This is a genomic window from Ferrimonas sp. SCSIO 43195, assembly GCF_023716685.1.
GTDB lineage: Bacteria > Pseudomonadota > Gammaproteobacteria > Enterobacterales > Shewanellaceae > Ferrimonas > Ferrimonas kyonanensis.
Map to the genome: position 1 here is coordinate 272,197 of NZ_CP072679.1, position 17,436 is coordinate 289,632.

30 protein-coding genes are annotated in these 17,436 nt (G+C 51.2%); all 30 read left to right on the top strand.

Annotated features, from left to right (window positions below; translation table 11 throughout):
• The first annotated feature begins 40 nt into the window (after positions 1-40).
• The 30 genes from rpsG to rpoA all read left to right on the top strand — a co-directional run bounded on the left by rpsG (position 41) and on the right by rpoA (position 17,423).
• Positions 41-511: a 30S ribosomal protein S7 gene (gene rpsG, locus J8Z22_RS01270; protein ID WP_028115022.1), complete on the top strand. Its 471-nt coding sequence runs from the start codon at positions 41-43 to the stop codon at positions 509-511.
• A gap of 80 nt (positions 512-591) precedes the next feature.
• A complete protein-coding gene (gene fusA / locus J8Z22_RS01275; RefSeq protein ID WP_028115023.1) occupies positions 592-2,691 on the top strand; it encodes an elongation factor G in 2,100 nt (699 codons plus the stop codon).
• A gap of 59 nt (positions 2,692-2,750) precedes the next feature.
• A complete protein-coding gene (gene tuf / locus J8Z22_RS01280) occupies positions 2,751-3,935 on the top strand; it encodes an elongation factor Tu (protein ID WP_252008432.1) in 1,185 nt (394 codons plus the stop codon).
• Between the two features lie 305 nt (positions 3,936-4,240).
• A complete protein-coding gene (gene rpsJ, locus J8Z22_RS01285) occupies positions 4,241-4,552 on the top strand; it encodes a 30S ribosomal protein S10 (protein ID WP_028110655.1) in 312 nt (103 codons plus the stop codon).
• A gap of 29 nt (positions 4,553-4,581) precedes the next feature.
• Positions 4,582-5,220: a 50S ribosomal protein L3 gene (gene rplC, locus J8Z22_RS01290; RefSeq protein ID WP_028115024.1), complete on the top strand. Its 639-nt coding sequence runs from the start codon at positions 4,582-4,584 to the stop codon at positions 5,218-5,220.
• A gap of 17 nt (positions 5,221-5,237) precedes the next feature.
• Positions 5,238-5,843, top strand: coding sequence for a 50S ribosomal protein L4 (gene rplD, locus J8Z22_RS01295; RefSeq protein WP_028115025.1), 606 nt, complete (start codon positions 5,238-5,240; stop codon positions 5,841-5,843).
• Positions 5,840-6,142, top strand: coding sequence for a 50S ribosomal protein L23 (gene rplW, locus J8Z22_RS01300; RefSeq protein ID WP_028115026.1), 303 nt, complete (start codon positions 5,840-5,842; stop codon positions 6,140-6,142). Before rplD ends, rplW begins: the two co-directional genes overlap by 4 nt.
• 18 nt (positions 6,143-6,160) lie before the next feature.
• Complete coding sequence (gene rplB / locus J8Z22_RS01305) at positions 6,161-6,985, top strand: 50S ribosomal protein L2 (RefSeq protein WP_084144608.1); 825 nt, start codon at positions 6,161-6,163, stop codon at positions 6,983-6,985.
• Between the two features lie 18 nt (positions 6,986-7,003).
• Positions 7,004-7,285 carry a 30S ribosomal protein S19 gene (rpsS, locus tag J8Z22_RS01310; protein ID WP_028115027.1) on the top strand — a complete coding sequence of 94 codons (282 nt, stop codon included), beginning with the start codon at positions 7,004-7,006 and terminating at the stop codon, positions 7,283-7,285.
• Positions 7,286-7,295: 10 nt separating this feature from the next.
• Complete coding sequence (gene rplV / locus J8Z22_RS01315) at positions 7,296-7,628, top strand: 50S ribosomal protein L22 (protein WP_028110661.1); 333 nt, start codon at positions 7,296-7,298, stop codon at positions 7,626-7,628.
• 10 nt (positions 7,629-7,638) lie between these two features.
• Positions 7,639-8,325: a 30S ribosomal protein S3 gene (rpsC, locus tag J8Z22_RS01320; protein WP_028115028.1), complete on the top strand. Its 687-nt coding sequence runs from the start codon at positions 7,639-7,641 to the stop codon at positions 8,323-8,325.
• 11 nt (positions 8,326-8,336) lie between these two features.
• A complete protein-coding gene (gene rplP, locus J8Z22_RS01325) occupies positions 8,337-8,750 on the top strand; it encodes a 50S ribosomal protein L16 (RefSeq protein WP_028115029.1) in 414 nt (137 codons plus the stop codon).
• Positions 8,750-8,941 carry a 50S ribosomal protein L29 gene (gene rpmC, locus J8Z22_RS01330; protein ID WP_028115030.1) on the top strand — a complete coding sequence of 64 codons (192 nt, stop codon included), beginning with the start codon at positions 8,750-8,752 and terminating at the stop codon, positions 8,939-8,941. The genes rplP and rpmC overlap by 1 nt, the downstream gene beginning before the upstream one ends.
• Positions 8,941-9,192, top strand: coding sequence for a 30S ribosomal protein S17 (rpsQ, locus tag J8Z22_RS01335; RefSeq protein ID WP_028115031.1), 252 nt, complete (start codon positions 8,941-8,943; stop codon positions 9,190-9,192). The genes rpmC and rpsQ overlap by 1 nt, the downstream gene beginning before the upstream one ends.
• A 165-nt stretch (positions 9,193-9,357) precedes the next feature.
• Positions 9,358-9,726: a 50S ribosomal protein L14 gene (rplN, locus tag J8Z22_RS01340; protein ID WP_028115032.1), complete on the top strand. Its 369-nt coding sequence runs from the start codon at positions 9,358-9,360 to the stop codon at positions 9,724-9,726.
• An 11-nt stretch (positions 9,727-9,737) separates the two neighbouring features.
• Complete coding sequence (rplX, locus tag J8Z22_RS01345) at positions 9,738-10,049, top strand: 50S ribosomal protein L24 (protein ID WP_028115033.1); 312 nt, start codon at positions 9,738-9,740, stop codon at positions 10,047-10,049.
• 16 nt (positions 10,050-10,065) lie between these two features.
• Entirely contained in the window at positions 10,066-10,605 is a 540-nt protein-coding gene (gene rplE, locus J8Z22_RS01350; protein WP_028115034.1) for a 50S ribosomal protein L5, read from the top strand.
• An 11-nt stretch (positions 10,606-10,616) separates the two neighbouring features.
• Positions 10,617-10,922 carry a 30S ribosomal protein S14 gene (gene rpsN / locus J8Z22_RS01355; protein WP_028115035.1) on the top strand — a complete coding sequence of 102 codons (306 nt, stop codon included), beginning with the start codon at positions 10,617-10,619 and terminating at the stop codon, positions 10,920-10,922.
• A 20-nt stretch (positions 10,923-10,942) separates the two neighbouring features.
• Positions 10,943-11,335: a 30S ribosomal protein S8 gene (rpsH, locus tag J8Z22_RS01360; RefSeq protein WP_028115036.1), complete on the top strand. Its 393-nt coding sequence runs from the start codon at positions 10,943-10,945 to the stop codon at positions 11,333-11,335.
• An 11-nt stretch (positions 11,336-11,346) separates the two neighbouring features.
• Positions 11,347-11,880, top strand: coding sequence for a 50S ribosomal protein L6 (rplF, locus tag J8Z22_RS01365; protein WP_028115037.1), 534 nt, complete (start codon positions 11,347-11,349; stop codon positions 11,878-11,880).
• Between the two features lie 9 nt (positions 11,881-11,889).
• Positions 11,890-12,240 carry a 50S ribosomal protein L18 gene (gene rplR / locus J8Z22_RS01370; RefSeq protein ID WP_028115038.1) on the top strand — a complete coding sequence of 117 codons (351 nt, stop codon included), beginning with the start codon at positions 11,890-11,892 and terminating at the stop codon, positions 12,238-12,240.
• 15 nt (positions 12,241-12,255) lie between these two features.
• Positions 12,256-12,756, top strand: coding sequence for a 30S ribosomal protein S5 (gene rpsE, locus J8Z22_RS01375; RefSeq protein WP_028115039.1), 501 nt, complete (start codon positions 12,256-12,258; stop codon positions 12,754-12,756).
• A 6-nt stretch (positions 12,757-12,762) separates the two neighbouring features.
• The gene (rpmD, locus tag J8Z22_RS01380) at positions 12,763-12,942 is read left to right on the top strand and encodes a 50S ribosomal protein L30 (protein ID WP_028115040.1); all 180 of its coding nucleotides are present in this window, start codon (positions 12,763-12,765) and stop codon (positions 12,940-12,942) included.
• A gap of 1 nt (position 12,943) precedes the next feature.
• Positions 12,944-13,378 carry a 50S ribosomal protein L15 gene (rplO, locus tag J8Z22_RS01385; protein ID WP_028115041.1) on the top strand — a complete coding sequence of 145 codons (435 nt, stop codon included), beginning with the start codon at positions 12,944-12,946 and terminating at the stop codon, positions 13,376-13,378.
• 14 nt (positions 13,379-13,392) lie between these two features.
• Positions 13,393-14,715: a preprotein translocase subunit SecY gene (gene secY, locus J8Z22_RS01390; protein WP_028115042.1), complete on the top strand. Its 1,323-nt coding sequence runs from the start codon at positions 13,393-13,395 to the stop codon at positions 14,713-14,715.
• A gap of 23 nt (positions 14,716-14,738) precedes the next feature.
• Positions 14,739-14,852 (top strand): 50S ribosomal protein L36, encoded by a 114-nt coding sequence (gene rpmJ / locus J8Z22_RS01395; protein ID WP_083938388.1) that lies wholly within the window; start codon positions 14,739-14,741, stop codon positions 14,850-14,852.
• A 142-nt stretch (positions 14,853-14,994) separates the two neighbouring features.
• Complete coding sequence (gene rpsM, locus J8Z22_RS01400; RefSeq protein ID WP_028115043.1) at positions 14,995-15,351, top strand: 30S ribosomal protein S13; 357 nt, start codon at positions 14,995-14,997, stop codon at positions 15,349-15,351.
• Between the two features lie 13 nt (positions 15,352-15,364).
• Positions 15,365-15,754 carry a 30S ribosomal protein S11 gene (gene rpsK, locus J8Z22_RS01405; protein ID WP_028110678.1) on the top strand — a complete coding sequence of 130 codons (390 nt, stop codon included), beginning with the start codon at positions 15,365-15,367 and terminating at the stop codon, positions 15,752-15,754.
• A 30-nt stretch (positions 15,755-15,784) separates the two neighbouring features.
• Positions 15,785-16,405, top strand: a complete 621-nt coding sequence (rpsD, locus tag J8Z22_RS01410) for a 30S ribosomal protein S4 (protein ID WP_028115044.1) — start codon at positions 15,785-15,787, stop codon at positions 16,403-16,405.
• A gap of 25 nt (positions 16,406-16,430) precedes the next feature.
• The gene (gene rpoA, locus J8Z22_RS01415; RefSeq protein WP_028115045.1) at positions 16,431-17,423 is read left to right on the top strand and encodes a DNA-directed RNA polymerase subunit alpha; all 993 of its coding nucleotides are present in this window, start codon (positions 16,431-16,433) and stop codon (positions 17,421-17,423) included.
• The last annotated feature ends 13 nt before the right edge of the window (positions 17,424-17,436 follow it).

Sequence of the window (17,436 nt, forward strand, 5' to 3'; positions counted from 1 at the left end):
ATCCTGTTTTGGATATACCTGAAGCAATCGGAGAATTCCCATGCCAAGACGTCGCGTCGTAGGTCAACGTAAAATTCTGCCGGATCCTAAGTTCGGATCTGAGCTGTTAGCTAAATTTGTAAACGTGGTTATGCAGGACGGCAAAAAGTCTACTGCTGAGCGCATCGTATACGGTGCACTGGAAGCGGCTGCTGCCAAATCCGGTAAAGACCACATCGAAATGTTTGAGACTGCACTGGAAAACATCCGCCCAGCCGTCGAGGTTAAATCTCGTCGTGTAGGTGGTTCAACCTATCAGGTGCCGGTTGAAGTTCGTCCAGTCCGTCGTAACACCCTGGCCATGCGCTGGTTGGTGGAAGCTGCTCGTAAGCGTGGCGAAAAATCGATGGCTCTGCGTATGGCAGGTGAACTGCTTGACGCATCCGACAACAAAGGTTCTGCGGTTAAGAAGCGTGAAGACGTTCACCGTATGGCCGAAGCCAACAAGGCATTTGCCCACTACCGTTGGTAAGCTTGCCGGCGCAGCACTCAAAGTGCTGCGCCTGTTTTGCATTTTTCCCGGAACCTGGTTCCGGGTGAGAGGAAGAAATCGTGGCTCGTACAACTCCACTAGAGCGCTACCGCAACATTGGTATTTGCGCTCACGTTGACGCCGGTAAAACCACCACCACTGAGCGGGTGCTGTTTTATACCGGACTGTCTCACAAAATCGGTGAAGTACACGATGGCGCCGCAACCATGGACTGGATGGAGCAGGAGCAGGAGCGTGGTATCACCATTACCTCTGCTGCGACCACCACCTTCTGGCGTGGTATGGAAGGTCAGTACCCTGAGCATCGCGTAAACATCATCGACACCCCCGGACACGTGGACTTTACCATCGAGGTAGAGCGTTCCCTGCGTGTGCTGGATGGTGCAGTGGTGGTTTTCTGTGGTTCCTCTGGTGTTGAACCTCAGTCTGAGACCGTATGGCGTCAGGCTGACAAATACCAAGTGCCTCGCATGGTGTTCGTCAATAAGATGGACCGTGCCGGCGCAGACTTTGAGCGAGTTGTTGAGCAAATCCGTGATCGACTGGGAGCCACTTGTGTGCCTATCCAGCTGAACATCGGTGCTGAGGACGAATTCAAAGGCGTAATCGACCTGATCAAGATGAAGGCCATTAACTGGAACGAAGCGGACCAGGGCATGACCTTTAGCTACGATGAGATCCCTGCTGAGCTGGCCGATCAGGCCGCGGAATGGCGGGAGTATCTGATCGAGGCTGCTGCAGAAGCTTCTGACGAGCTGATGGATAAGTACCTGGAAGAGGGTGAACTGTCCGAGCAGGAGATCAAGCAGGCGTTGCGCACTCGTACCCTGAACAACGAAATTGTTCTGGCCACCTGTGGTTCTGCATTTAAGAACAAAGGTGTACAGGCTGTTTTGGACGCAGTGGTCGAATTTCTGCCCGCCCCCATTGACGTGCCAGCCATTAAAGGTCTCGACGAGCGTGACAACGAAGTCGAGCGCCACTCAGACGACAACGAACCGTTCGCGGCGTTGGCGTTTAAGATTGCGACCGACCCCTTCGTTGGTACCCTGACTTTCTTCCGCGTTTACTCTGGTGTGGTGAGCACCGGCGATACCGTTTTCAACTCTGTTAAAGAGAAGCGAGAGCGGTTCGGTCGTATCGTGCAGATGCACTCTAACGATCGTAAAGAACTGAAAGAGGTTCGCGCCGGCGACATCGCAGCAGCAATCGGTCTGAAAGATTGCACCACAGGTGATACCCTGTGCGATCCAAACCACAAGGTGGTACTGGAGCGTATGGAGTTCCCTGAGCCGGTCATTCAGATCGCGGTCGAGCCTCGTACTAAGGTTGACCAAGAGAAGATGGGTATTGCCCTAGGCAAACTGGCTGCCGAAGACCCGTCGTTCCGGGTGGAATCCGACGAAGAATCCGGCCAGACCCTAATCTCTGGTATGGGTGAGCTGCACCTTGATATCATTGTTGATCGAATGAAGCGTGAGTTCAGCGTTGACTGCAACGTTGGTAAACCTCAGGTGGCTTACCGTGAAACTATCCGCTCTAAGGTGGAAGTGGAAGGTAAGTTCGTTCGTCAGTCCGGCGGTCGCGGTCAATACGGTCACGTATGGCTGAAGATGGAGCCGAACGAAACGGGCGAAGGCTTTGAGTTCGTCAACGAAATTGTGGGCGGTGCGGTTCCTCGCGAATACATCCCTGCAGTGGAAAAAGGCTGTAAAGAACAGATGGACATGGGTGTCCTGGCCGGCTATCAAATGCTGGACGTCAAAGTCACCCTGTTCGATGGATCGTTCCACGATGTTGACTCCAACGAAATGGCGTTTAAGATCGCGGGGTCCATGGGCTTCAGAAAAGGTGCCCTGGAAGCCGATCCGGTTCTGCTCGAGCCGATGATGAAGGTAGAGATTACCACTCCAGAAGATTGGATGGGTGATGTCGTAGGTGACGTAAACCGTCGCCGCGGTATGATCGACGGTATGGATGATGGTCCTGCGGGACTGAAAATCATCCGCGCTAAGGTGCCATTGGCTGAAATGTTTGGCTATGCTACTGATCTGCGTTCCGCTACCCAAGGTCGCGCTTCCTACTCCATGGAATTCCTGGAGTATAACGAAGCACCGCAAAACGTAGCTCAAGCTGTAATCGATGGCCGACTAGGCTAATTCACTTAGACTCGGATTAATGTCTTTCCGAGTCCTTTGAACATTGAAAGGAACACGACGTGTCTAAAGAAAAATTTGAACGTTCGAAACCGCACGTTAACGTTGGTACTATCGGCCACGTTGACCACGGTAAAACCACTCTGACTGCTGCTATCACCAACGTACTGGCTAAAGTATACGGTGGTGAAGCTAAAGACTTCGCTTCTATCGATAACGCTCCAGAAGAGCGCGAGCGCGGTATCACCATCTCTACCTCTCACGTAGAGTACGATACTCCTACTCGTCACTACGCTCACGTTGACTGCCCAGGACACGCTGATTACGTTAAAAACATGATCACCGGTGCTGCTCAGATGGACGGCGCAATCCTGGTAGTTGCTGCGACTGATGGCCCAATGCCACAGACTCGTGAGCACATCCTGCTGTCTCGTCAGGTAGGCGTACCTTTCATCATCGTATTCATGAACAAGTGTGACATGGTCGATGACGAAGAGCTGCTGGAACTGGTAGAGATGGAAGTTCGTGAACTGCTGTCTGAGTACGAATTCCCAGGTGATGACCTGCCAGTAATTCAGGGTTCTGCTCTGAAAGCTCTGGAAGGCGAGAAAGAGTGGGAAGACAAGATCGTTGAGCTGGCCGAAGCCCTGGATACTTACATCCCAGAGCCAGAGCGTGCTATCGACGGTGACTTCATTCTGCCTATCGAAGACGTATTCTCCATCTCCGGTCGTGGTACCGTTGTTACCGGTCGTGTAGAGCGCGGTATCATCAAAGTTGGTGAAGAAGTAGAAATCGTTGGTATCCAAGAGACTACCAAGACTACTTGTACCGGTGTTGAAATGTTCCGCAAGCTGCTGGACGAAGGTCGTGCCGGTGAGAACTGTGGTGTTCTGCTGCGTGGTACCAAGCGTGACGAAGTACAGCGTGGTCAGGTACTGGCTAAGCCTGGTTCCATCAACCCACACACTACTTTCGAGTCTGAAGTATACGTACTGTCTAAAGATGAAGGCGGTCGTCACACTCCATTCTTCAAAGGTTACCGTCCTCAGTTCTACTTCCGTACAACTGACGTAACCGGTACCATCGAGCTGCCAGAAGGCGTTGAGATGGTAATGCCAGGTGACAACATCAAGATGGTTGTTACTCTGATCTGCCCAATCGCGATGGACGAAGGCCTGCGCTTCGCTATCCGTGAAGGTGGCCGTACCGTTGGTGCGGGTGTTGTAGCTAAGATCGTAGCTTAATCCCTACGTCTTGCTAACAAGAGGGTGCCTTAGGGCACCCTTTTTTATTGGTGAGCGGCAACCGTGCCGTCACCGATACGCCGCCGCAGAAAAACTTGCAAACGAATTTGGGGTGAGTATAATACCCTTCGTTCGCAAAGACTGCGGACGCGTAATATACGCCGTGGTGCAATTGGCATCACTTACACAGCGACTCCGATTTGGAGTCGAATGGTTGCGATAGTCATCGTCTTTGACCCACTTTAATAGATAGGGGTTCAAGGGCTGGTGGTTTTTGCGTAATTATTGGTTGGAGCTCTGGTCAAATGCAGAACCAAAGAATCCGTATCCGCCTGAAGGCTTTTGATCATCGTCTGATCGATCAGTCTACCGCGGAAATCGTTGAGACTGCGAAGCGCACAGGGGCTCAAGTACGGGGTCCAATCCCGCTGCCCACCCGTAAAGAGCGCTACACAGTGCTGATTTCTCCTCACGTGAACAAAGATGCACGTGACCAGTACGAAATCCGCACTCACAAGCGTATGGTGGACATCGTTGAGCCTACCGATAAGACTGTGGACGCTCTGATGCGTCTGGATCTGGCTGCCGGCGTTGACGTGCAGATCAGTCTGGGTTAATCCCCAGATTCGGAATAGAGGTTAGATACATGGCAATCGGTCTTGTAGGTCGTAAAGTAGGAATGACTCGCATCTTCGCTGAAGATGGCGCGTCCATTCCGGTTACCGTTATCGAAGTTGAACCGAACCGCGTAACTCAAGTAAAGACTCTGGAAAACGATGGCTATCGTGCTCTGCAGGTAACTGTAGGCAGCAAGAAAGCCAACCGCGTTTCCAAGCCTGAAGCGGGTCACTTTGCTAAAGCTGGTGCTGAAGCAGGTCGTGGTCTGTTTGAGTTCCGCCTGGCAGACGGTGAAGGCGAAAGCATCGAAGTTGGTGCTGAGCTGAAAGTAGAAACTTTCGAAGACGGTCAAATTGTAGACGTTACTGGTCGTTCTAAGGGTAAAGGTTTCCAGGGTGGCGTTAAGCGCTGGAACTTCCGTACTCAGGACATGACTCACGGTAACTCTTTGAGCCACCGTGCTCCTGGTTCTATCGGTCAGAACCAGAGCCCAGGTAAAGTGTTCAAAGGCAAAAAAATGGCTGGTCACATGGGTGACGAGCGCGTAACTACCCAGAATCTGGAAGTAGTACGCGTAGACGCCGAGCGCAACTTGCTCCTTATCAAAGGTGCGGTCCCTGGCGCGAACGGCGGCAACGTTATCGTTAAACCTGCCGTTAAAGCGTAACGTCTGAGGAGATAGTAATGGAATTGGTAATGAAAGACGCGCAGAGCGCTCTTGAAGTTTCCGAAACTACCTTCGGACGTGAGTTCAACGAAGCTCTGGTACACCAGGTTGTTACTGCTTTCGCAGCTAACGCCCGTCAAGGTACCCGTGCTCAGTTGACCCGCGCTGAGGTAACTGGCACTGGCAAAAAGCCATGGCGTCAGAAAGGTACTGGCCGTGCACGTGCCGGTACTGTTAAGAGCCCAATCTGGCGCTCTGGTGGTGTGACTTTTGCTGCTAAGCCGCAAGATCACTCTCAGAAGGTTAACAAGAAGATGTACCGCGCGGCCCTGCAGAGCATTCTGTCTGAGCTGGTACGTCAAGACCGTCTGATCGTGGTTGAGCAGTTCGGCGTTGAAGCACCGAAGACCAAAGAATTGGTAGCTAAGCTGAAAGAATTGTCTGTAGAAGACGTTCTGATCGTTACTGGTGAAGTTGATGAGAACCTGTTCCTGGCTTCTCGCAACTTGTACAAAGTTGACGCTCGTGACGTTGCAGCAATCGACCCAGTTAGCCTGATCGCATTCGACAAGGTGCTGATGACTGCTGACGCAGTTAAGCAGATTGAGGAGATGCTGGCATGATCCGTGAAGAACGTTTGCTGAAAGTGCTGCTTGCTCCGCACATCTCTGAAAAGAGCACCATGGCCGCTGAACTGAGCAACACTATTGTGTTCAAAGTTGCCACCGACGCCACTAAGGCTGAAGTGAAAGCGGCTGTCGAAAAGCTGTTCGAAGTTGAAGTTACCGGTGTTCGCACCGTAAACGTCAAAGGCAAGACTAAGCGTACTGGCGCTCGTTTCGGTCGTCGTTCCGACTGGAAGAAAGCGTACGTTACTCTGGCTGAAGGCGCAGACATCGACTTCGTCGGCGGCGCTGAATAAGGACGAGGAGTTTTATAAATGGCTATTGTTAAATGTAAGCCTACCTCCGCGGGCCGTCGCCACGTCGTTAAGGTGGTAAACAAAGAACTGCACAAAGGTAAGCCTTTTGCAGCTCTTCTGGACAAGAAGTCTAAGTCTGGTGGTCGTAACAACGCTGGTCGCATCACTACCCGTCACATCGGTGGTGGTCACAAGCAGCACTACCGTATCGTAGACTTCAAGCGTAACAAAGATGGTATCCCTGCGACTGTAGAGCGCATCGAATACGATCCAAACCGCAGCGCTAACATCGCTCTGGTTCTGTACGCTGATGGTGAGCGTCGCTACATTCTGGCTCCTAAGGGCCTGACTGCTGGTGACAAAATCATGTCCGGTGCGGAAGCTGAAATCAAAACTGGTAATGCTATGTCTATGCGTAACATTCCAGTTGGTTCTACCGTTCACAACGTAGAAATGAAGCCAGGCAAGGGTGGTCAGATTGCTCGCTCTGCTGGTGCTTACGTACAGATCGTAGCCCGTGATGGTGCCTACGTGACTCTGCGTCTGCGTTCCGGTGAAATGCGTAAGATCCCTGCTGATTGTCGCGCTACCCTGGGTGAAGTTGGCAATGCTGAGCATATGCTGCGTTCACTGGGTAAAGCGGGTGCAAGCCGCTGGCGTGGTGTTCGTCCTACCGTTCGTGGTGTTGCCATGAACCCGGTAGATCACCCACACGGTGGTGGTGAAGGTCGTACCTCTGGTGGCCGTCATCCAGTATCTCCATGGGGCGTTCCTACCAAAGGTAAGAAAACCCGCTCCAATAAGCGTACCGACAAGTACATCGTACGTCGTCGTACCAAGTAAACTAATTGAGGATTCACCATGCCACGTTCTCTCAAGAAAGGTCCATTTATTGACCTGCACTTGCTGAAGAAGGTAGAGAAAGCGGTGGAAAGCGGGGATAAAAAGCCGGTTAAAACCTGGTCCCGTCGTTCTATGATCATTCCAGATATGATTGGTCTGACCATCGCTGTCCATAATGGTCGTCAGCACGTTCCAGTTTTCGTTACCGAAGATATGATCGGTCACAAACTGGGTGAGTTTGCGCCTACTCGTACTTATCGCGGCCACGCTGCTGATAAGAAAGCGAAGAAGAAGCGTTAAGGGGTAGATGATGGAAGTTTTAGCTAAACACCGTTTCGCCCGCACTTCTCCTCAGAAGGCGCGCTTGGTAGCTGATCAAATCCGTGGTCTTCCGGTAGATCGCGCTCTGGAAATTCTGACCTACAGCCCTAAGAAAGCGGCCGTACTGGTTAAGAAGGTACTGGAGTCTGCCATTGCCAACGCGGAGCACAACGAAGGTCTGGACATTGACGACCTGAAAGTTGCCAAAGTCTTCGTAGACGAGGGTCCGACCATGAAGCGCATCATGCCACGTGCTAAAGGTCGTGCCGATCGCATCCTGAAACGTTCCAGCCACATCTCTGTGGTTGTGGCTGACAAGTAAGGGCACTGCAATGGGACAAAAAGTACATCCTAACGGTATCCGCCTGGGTATTACCAAACCTTGGATTTCTACCTGGTACGCGGAAAAGAAAGATTACGCTGATAACCTGATCGGCGACCACGAAGTACGTTCTTTCCTGAAAAAGGAACTGAAGAGCGCTTCTGTGTCTAAGATCACTATCGAACGTCCAGCCAAGAGCATCCGTGTGACCATTCACACCGCTCGTCCTGGCGTTGTTATCGGTAAAAAAGGTGAAGATGTTGAGAAGCTGCGTCAGAAAGTTGCAAAACTGACTGGTGTACCTGCTCAGATCAACATCTCTGAAGTTCGTAAGCCAGAGCTGGACGCTCAACTGGTAGGTGACTCCGTTGCCTCTCAGCTGGAGCGTCGTGTTATGTTCCGTCGCGCTATGAAGCGTGCGGTACAGAACGCCATGCGTCTGGGTGCCAAGGGCATCAAGATCGAGGTTTCTGGTCGTCTGGGTGGCGCTGAGATCGCACGTACCGAATGGTACCGTGAAGGTCGCGTGCCTCTGCATACTTTGCGTGCCGATATCGATTACGCTACTTCTGATGCTCACACCCAATACGGTGTGATCGGCATTAAAGTCTGGATCTTCAAAGGTGAAGTTCTGGGTGCTATGCCTCTGACTCAGGAGCAGCCTAAGCCGGCAAAACGCAAAGGTCGTGGTAAGTAAGGGGAACCGAAATGCTACAACCGAAACGTACCAAGTTCCGTAAGGTTCACAAAGGTCGTAACCGTGGTATGGCTACCACTGGTGATAAGGTTAGCTTCGGTTCTTTCGGACTGAAGTCTACCTCCCGTGGCCGTATCACTGCTCGCCAGATCGAAGCGGCGCGTCGTGCTATGACCCGTCACGTTAAGCGTCAAGGTAAAATCTGGATCCGGATCTTCCCGGACAAGCCAATTACCGAAAAGCCGCTTGAAGTGCGTATGGGTAAAGGTAAAGGTAACGTTGAATACTGGGTTGCCCAGATTCAACCTGGCCGTGTTCTGTACGAAATGGAAGGTGTGCCAGAAGATCTGGCTCGTGAAGCCTTCGCCCTGGCTGCTGCTAAGCTGCCAGTACAGACCACCTTTGTAACTCGGACGGTGATGTGATGAAAGCTACTGAACTGCGTGAAAAAAGCGTTGAAGATCTGAACGCGGAGCTGCTGAGCCTGCTGCGTGAACAGTTCAATCTGCGTATGCAGAACGCGACTGGTCAGCTGAAGCAGACCCACGAGCTGAAGAAGGTACGCCGCAGCATCGCGCGCGTTAAAACCATTCTGACTCAGAAGGCAGGTGCGTAATGAGCGAGATTATCCGTACTCTTCAAGGTCGTGTAATCAGCGATAAGATGGACAAGTCCATCACCGTAGCCATCGAGCGCAAAGTAAAGCACCCGATCTACGGCAAGTATGTAAAGCGTACAACTAAGTTGCACGCTCACGATGAAACTAACCAATGTGGTATCGGCGACGTGGTAGAAATCCGCGAATGTCGTCCACTGTCTAAGACTAAGACTTGGACTCTGGTTAACGTAATCGAAAAAGCTCTGTAATTACAGAGTCTTACATGCAAAAGTGATGGCCGGCCCAGATTTTTTTCTGGTCCGGCTATTTTTTGTTTACTTTTTGGCTGCTAGTGGTGTTATAATTTCGCGCCTTTTAAAGGTAGCCAGGCCCCGATTTTGGGGTGAAATGTTGTAAAACAGCGGAGCACTGAAATGATCCAAATGCAATCTGTGCTGGACGTTGCCGATAACTCCGGCGCACGCAGCGTGCAGTGTATTAAGGTCTTGGGTGGCTCTCACCGTCGTTACGCCGGCATCGGCGATATCATCAAGGTTTCTGTTAAGGAAGCCATTCCTCGCGGTAAAGCGAAGAAAGGTGATGTATTTAACGCGGTGGTAGTACGTACCAAGAAGGGCGTTCGTCGTCCTGACGGTTCTGTTATTCGCTTTGACCGCAATGCGGCTGTGTTGCTGAATGCAAACCAACAGCCTATTGGTACTCGTATTTTCGGCCCTGTGACACGTGAACTGCGCAATGAGCAGTTCATGAAAATCGTGTCCCTTGCGCCAGAAGTACTGTAAGGAGCAAAGAGATGGCAGCAAAAATCCGTCGCAATGACGAAGTTGTTGTACTGGCCGGTAAAGACAAGGGTAAGCGCGGTAAGGTTACCCTGGTACTGTCTGACGGCAAAGTAATCGTTGAAGGCGTTAACCTGGTGAAGAAACACCAGAAGCCAAACCCTCACATGGGTGTGGCTGGTGGCATCATTGAAAAAGAAGCCGCTATTGACGCATCAAACGTCGCGATCTTTAACCCTGCTACCAGCAAGGGTGATCGCGTAGGCTTTAGACTGGAAGAAGGCAAGAAAGTACGCTTCTTCAAGTCTAATGGTGAACTCGTTTAAGTAATTGGAGTAAACGATGGCGAAACTGCATGATTACTACAAAGATACTGTAGTAGCAGGACTGACCAAACAGTTCGATTACAAAAGTATCATGCAAGTCCCTCGGGTCGAAAAGATCACCCTGAACATGGGTGTTGGTGAAGCCGTGGCTGACAAAAAGGTTCTGGATGCAGCAGTTGCTGATATGACTGCTATCTCCGGCCAAAAGCCACTGATTACCAAAGCTCGCAAATCTGTTGCTGGCTTCAAGATTCGTGATGGCTATCCGATCGGCTGTAAAGTAACCCTACGTGGCGAGCGTATGTGGGAGTTCCTGGAACGCCTGGTCTCTATCGCTGTTCCTCGTATCCGTGACTTCCGTGGTTTGAACCCGAAGTCTTTTGACGGTCGCGGTAACTACAGCATGGGCGTTCGTGAGCAAATCATCTTCCCTGAAATCGACTACGACAAAGTAGACAAGATTCGTGGTATGGACATCACCATTACCACATCTGCGAATTCAGACGAAGAAGGTCGTGCTCTGCTGGCTGCCTTTAACTTCCCATTCCGCAAGTAAGGTGTAGGGTTATGGCTAAAGTATCCATGAAGCAGCGCGAAATTAAGCGCGCTAAGCTGGTTGCAAAGTATGCTGAAAAGCGTGCTGCTCTGAAAGCAACCATCAACGACGTTAACTCAACTGACGAAGCTCGTTGGGAAGCCGTTCTGAAACTGCAACAACTTCCACGTGACTCCAGTGCCTCACGTCAGCGTAACCGCTGTAACATCACTGGTCGTCCGCACGGTGTGCTGCGCAAATTCGGCCTGAGCCGTATTAAGTTGCGTGAAGCCGCCATGCGTGGTGAAGTTCCTGGCCTTAAAAAGGCCTCTTGGTAAGCCAACGGGAGTAAGCCAATATGAGCATGCAAGATCCGATCGCGGATATGCTGACGCGCATCCGTAACGGCCAGGCTGCCAACAAAGTTGCAGTTAAAATGCCGTCTTCTAAGCTGAAAGCAGCTGTCGCCGATGTCCTGAAAAAAGAAGGTTACATCGTTGATTTCGCTGTTTCTGGCGACGTTAAACCGGAACTGGAAGTTACTCTTAAGTACTTCGAAGGTAAGCCGGTAGTTGAGAAACTTGAGCGAGTTAGCCGTCCTGGCCTGCGCATCTACAAGAAAAAAGATGAGCTTCCAAAGGTTATGGGTGGTCTAGGTATCGCTGTCGTGTCCACTTCTCAAGGCGTGATGACCGACCGTGCAGCCCGTAAGCTGGGCATGGGCGGCGAGATCGTCTGCTACGTGGCATAAGGAGAGTAACAATGTCTCGAATTGCAAAGGCACCTGTTACAATCCCTGCGGGCGTAGAGGTGACTCTAAACGGTCAACAGATCGTAGTTAAAGGTGGTAAAGGCACTCTGTCTCACGACATCAACGCTGCCGTTGAAGTTGTGAAAGAAGAGAACGAGCTGAAGTTCGCCCCACGTGAAGGCGTTGCTAACGCCAACGCGCAGGCCGGTACTGCTCGTGCCGTGGTTAACAACATGGTAGTCGGCGTTTCAGAAGGTTTCGTTAAGAAACTGCAACTGAACGGCGTTGGTTACCGTGCTGCCGTTAAAGGCAACGCAGTTAACCTGACACTGGGCTTCTCTCACCCGGTAGAACATGTTCTGCCTGAAGGTGTGAAAGCTGAGTGCCCAAGCCAAACTGAAATCGTTCTTTCTGGCGCAGACAAGCAAGCCGTTGGTCAAGTGGCTGCTGAGATTCGCGCGTACCGTGCTCCTGAACCTTACAAAGGTAAAGGTGTTCGTTATGCTGACGAAAATGTGCGTCGTAAAGAAGCCAAGAAGAAGTAAGGTAATACGATGGACAAAAAAGCAGCACGTCTTCGTCGCGCAACTCGCGTACGTAAGCAAATGCAAGAACTGGGCTCAACTCGCCTGGTTGTGCACCGTACTCCACGTCACATCTATGCTCAGGTTATCAACGCTGAAGCCCAGGTGCTGGTGGCAGCCTCTACTGTTGAAAAAGCAGTGGCAGCTGACCTGAAAAGCACTGGTAACACCGACGCCGCTAAGGCCGTTGGTAAGCTGGTAGCCGAGCGCGCTCTTGAAAAAGGCGTTAAGAGTGTGTCTTTCGACCGCAGCGGTTTCAAGTATCACGGCCGTGTAGCTGCACTGGCTGATGCTGCCCGTGAAGCTGGTCTCCAGTTCTAAGGTTGGGAGTGGATCATGGCAAATATTGAAAAGCAAGCCGGTGACCTGCAAGAGAAATTGATTGCAGTTAACCGTGTTTCCAAAGTAGTTAAGGGTGGCCGAATCTTTAGCTTCACCGCTCTGACTGTAGTTGGTGATGGTAATGGCCGCGTTGGTTTCGGTTACGGTAAAGCACGTGAAGTGCCTGCCGCTATCCAGAAAGCAATGGAAAAGGCTCGCCGCAATCTGGTATCCGTGCGTCTGCACAACGGTACCCTGCAGCACCCTGTTAAAGGCCGTCACTCTGGCTCTAAGGTATACATGCAGCCTGCTTCAGAAGGTACCGGTATTATTGCTGGTGGTGCTATGCGCGCCGTTCTGGAAGTAGTTGGTGTACACAACGTACTGTCTAAGGCGTACGGTTCTACTAACCCGATCAACATCGTTCGTGCGACTATCGACGCACTGACTTCGATGCATGCTCCGGATCAAGTAGCAGCCAAGCGTGGCCTTAGCATCGACGAAATCTTGGGGTAATCTGACATGGCTAAAACTATCAAGGTTACTCAGACCAAGAGCGCTATCGGTCGTCTGCCTAAACATCGGGCGACACTGGTAGGCCTGGGTCTGCGCAAAATCGGCCACACCGTTGAACTGGAAGATACTCCTTCTGTTCGCGGTATGGTGAATAAGGTTTACTACATGGTTAAGGTGGAGGACTAAGATGCGTTTGAATACTTTGTCTCCAGGCGCTGGTGCTAAAACCTCTGCCAAGCGTGTAGGTCGCGGTATCGGTTCTGGCCTGGGTAAAACCGGCGGCCGTGGTCATAAAGGCCAAAAGTCCCGTTCCGGTGGTGGCGTACGTCCAGGTTTTGAAGGTGGTCAAATGCCTCTGAAACAGCGTTTGCCGAAGTTCGGTTTTACCTCTCGTAAGAGCCTGGTAACTACCGAAATTCGTCTGAACGAGCTGTCAAAGGTTGAAGGCGATCTGGTAACTCTGGAAACCCTGAAAGATGCTGACATCATTTCTGCAAACATTAAGTTTGCGAAAGTTGTACTTTCAGGTAAAATCGAGCGCCCTGTGACCATCAAAGGTCTGAAAGCGACCAAAGGTGCGCGTGAAGCCATCGAGGCTGCGGGCGGCAAAATCGAAGAATAACGGGATAGTACAATATGGCTAAGCCAGGTGTTGATTCAAGTAGTGCGAAGGGCGGCCTTTCGGAACTCAAAGCGCGTCTATTATTCGTTTTAGGCGCAATTATCGTCTTCCGTGCAGGTTCTTTCGTACCAATTCCTGGTATTGACGCCGCAGTACTGGCCGAGCTGTTCGATCAGCAACAGGGTACCATCGTGAGCATGTTCAACATGTTCTCCGGTGGTGCTCTGGAACGCGCCTCCATCTTTGCATTGGGGATCATGCCGTACATTTCGGCGTCGATCATCATGCAACTTCTGACGGTAGTTCATCCAACTATGGCGGAACTAAAGAAAGAAGGGGAGGCGGGTCGCCGCAAAATTAGCCAGTACACCCGTTACGGGACACTGGTATTGGCTACGTTCCAGTCGTTTGGTATTGCGACTGGTTTGCCTAACATGATCTCCGGACTGGTGGTTGCCCCGGGTCCTGCGTTTTACTTTACCGCAGTGATCTCCCTGGTAACCGGTACCATGTTCCTGATGTGGTTGGGTGAACAGATTACTGAACGTGGCATTGGCAATGGCATCTCAATCCTGATTTTTACAGGTATTGTGGCTGGCTTGCCATCGGCGATTGGCCAAACTGCAGAACAAGCGCGTCAAGGTGAATTGCACATTTTGTTGCTGCTGGTATTAGCGGTCATTATCTTTGCCGTTACTTACTTCGTGGTATTCATGGAGCGCGGACAGCGCCGTATCGTGGTAAACTATGCCAAGCGTCAGCAAGGCCGCCGCGTATTCGCTGCTCAAAGCACCCATTTGCCGCTGAAAGTGAACATGGCTGGTGTGATTCCGCCAATCTTCGCGTCCAGCATCATTCTGTTCCCGGGCACACTGGCTCAGTGGTTCGGTAACAATGAAGGCTTGCGTTGGTTGTCTGACATCTCAGTGGTTCTGTCCCCGGGACAGCCTCTGTATGTGATGATCTATGCAGTAGCGATCGTTTTCTTCTGTTTCTTCTACACTGCGTTGGTGTTTAACCCGCGCGAGACGGCAGATAACCTGAAGAAATCTGGTGCGTTCATCCCTGGTATTCGTCCAGGTGAACAGACCGCCCGTTATATCGATAAAGTGATGACTCGCCTGACTCTGGCAGGTGCGGCATACATCACCTTTATCTGCTTGATTCCGGAATTTATGATGATCGGACTGAACGTTCAGTTCTACTTCGGCGGTACTTCACTGCTGATTATGGTCGTGGTTATCATGGATTTCATAGCTCAAGTACAGACTCATATGATGTCTCATCAGTATGATTCTGTTCTGAAAAAGGCGAATCTTAAGGGCTATAGCCGTTAAGTCGCCCAGACGGAGTAGCAAAAATGAAAGTTCGTGCGTCCGTAAAAAAGATGTGTCGTAACTGCAAAGTTATTAAACGTCACGGCGTTGTGCGTGTTATCTGCTCTGAGCCGAAGCACAAACAGCGTCAAGGTTAATCAGAGATCTCTCTGAGCTAACCAACAAAAAACGTAGCGCTAGGCTGACCTTGGTCGGCCTATGCGTTGTTGCAAACTAGTCGATTGTCGAGTATCCTACCGGGCTTTTCACAATCGATCCTTGGAATTGAGGAGTGCTATAGTGGCCCGTATCGCTGGCATTAACATTCCTGAGCATAAACATGCGGTTGTTGCTCTGACCGCCATTTTCGGCATTGGCCGTACTCGCGCACAGCAAATCTGTGTCGAGGCCGGTATTGCTGAAGATGTGAAGATTAAAGATCTGGACGAATCTACCATTGATAAGGTTCGTGACGTTGTAGGTCAATTCACCGTTGAAGGTGATCTGCGTCGTGAGATCTCTATGAACATCAAGCGTCTGATGGACCTGGGTTGCTACCGCGGCCTGCGTCATCGTCGTAGCCTGCCACTTCGTGGTCAACGTACTAAGACTAACGCTCGTACCCGTAAGGGTCCGCGTAAGCCGATCAAGAAGTAAGGGGAACTAAGCAATGGCTAAAACTCCTTCTCGTACCCGTAAAAAGGTACGTAAGCAGGTTGCAGACGGTGTGGCCCACGTGCACGCATCTTTCAACAACACAATCGTGACCATCACCGATCGCCAAGGTAACGCTCTTGCATGGGCCACCGCAGGCGGCTCCGGTTTCCGTGGTTCTCGTAAATCTACTCCGTTCGCTGCTCAGGTAGCTGCCGAGCGTTGTGCCGAAATGGCCAAAGAGTACGGTTTGAAGAACCTGGAAGTTGAAGTTAAGGGTCCGGGTCCGGGTCGTGAGTCCTCTATTCGTGCGTTGAATGCTGCGGGTTTCCGCATCACCAACATCACCGATGTGACTCCAATTCCGCACAACGGTTGTCGTCCGCCTAAGAAACGTCGCGTATAACGCCCGTTTCAGGATAGTTGGAGAAAGAACATGGCAAGATATTTGGGTCCTAAGCTCAAACTAAGCCGTCGTGAAGGAACAGACCTGTTCCTGAAAAGCGGCGTACGAGCAATCGATTCTAAATGTAAGATCGATAATGCTCCTGGTCAGCACGGTGCTCGTAAGGCCCGTCTGTCTGACTACGGTCTGCAGCTGCGTGAAAAGCAAAAAGTTCGTCGTATCTACGGCATTCTGGAAAAGCAATTCCGCAACTACTACAAAACTGCTGCTAGCAAGAAAGGCAATACTGGTGAAAACCTGTTGCAGCTGCTAGAAAGTCGTTTGGATAACGTTGTTTACCGCATGGGTTTCGGTGCTACTCGCGCTGAAGCACGTCAGCTGGTAAGCCACAAAGCAATCATGGTTAATGGCCGTGTTGTTAACATTCCATCTTTCGTTGTTGCCGCTGACGATGTGGTAAGCATCCGTGAGAAGGCTCAAAAGCAAGCTCGTATTAAGGGCGCTCTTGAGATTTCAGAACAACGTGAGAAGCCGACTTGGGTTGAAGTAGACAGCGCTAAGCTGGAAGGCACTTTCAAGCGCCTGCCAGAGCGTAGCGATCTGTCTGCCGACATCAATGAACAGCTGATCGTCGAGCTTTACTCTAAGTAAGGCTTAACCGTTAAGAGAGGACACAATGCAGGGTTCCGTTACCGATTTTCTTAAGCCACGTCTTGTCGATGTCGTGCAAGTCAACCCAACTCGGGCTAAAGTGACTCTGGAGCCGCTTGAGCGTGGCTTCGGTCACACTTTAGGTAATGCGCTTCGTCGCATCTTGCTCTCTTCAATGCCTGGCTGTGCTGTAACCGAAGTTGAAATTGACGGCGTGTTACATGAGTACAGCAGCAAAGAAGGCGTGCAGGAAGACGTGCTTGAGATTCTGTTGAACCTGAAGGGTTTGGCAGTAAAAATCGAGGGCAAGGACGAAGTGACACTGACACTGAGCAAGTCTGGTTCAGGCCCTGTTACTGCAGGTGACATTACCCACAGCGGTGATGTCGAGATCATGAATCCTGATCACCTCATCTGTACTCTGACTGGCGATGACGCTGAAATCAGCATGCGCATCAAGGTTGAGCTGGGCCGTGGTTATGTACCCGCGTCTGCCCGCGCTCAATCCGATGAAGACGAGCGTCCTATCGGTCGTCTTCTGGTTGATGCGTCCTTCAGTCCTGTTGTACGAATTGCCTACAATGTAGAAGCAGCTCGTGTTGAACAACGGACTGACTTGGACAAGCTGATTATCGACATGCACACCAACGGCACCCTGGATCCTGAAGAAGCGATCCGCCGTTCAGCCACTATTTTGGCTGAGCAACTGGATGCGTTCGTTGAGCTGCGTGACGTGAGCGAGCCAGAAGAGAAAGAAGAGAAGCCAGAATTCGATCCAATTCTGCTGCGTCCTGTCGATGATCTGGAACTGACTGTTCGTTCGGCGAACTGCCTGAAAGCAGAAGCCATTCATTATATCGGTGATCTGGTTCAGCGCACTGAGGTTGAGTTGCTGAAGACCCCTAACTTGGGTAAGAAGTCTCTCACTGAAATCAAGGATGTACTGGCCTCTCGTGGTCTGTCCCTTGGTATGCGGTTGGAAAACTGGCCGCCAGCCTCACTCGCCGACAACATGTAACCAGGTCTGGTAA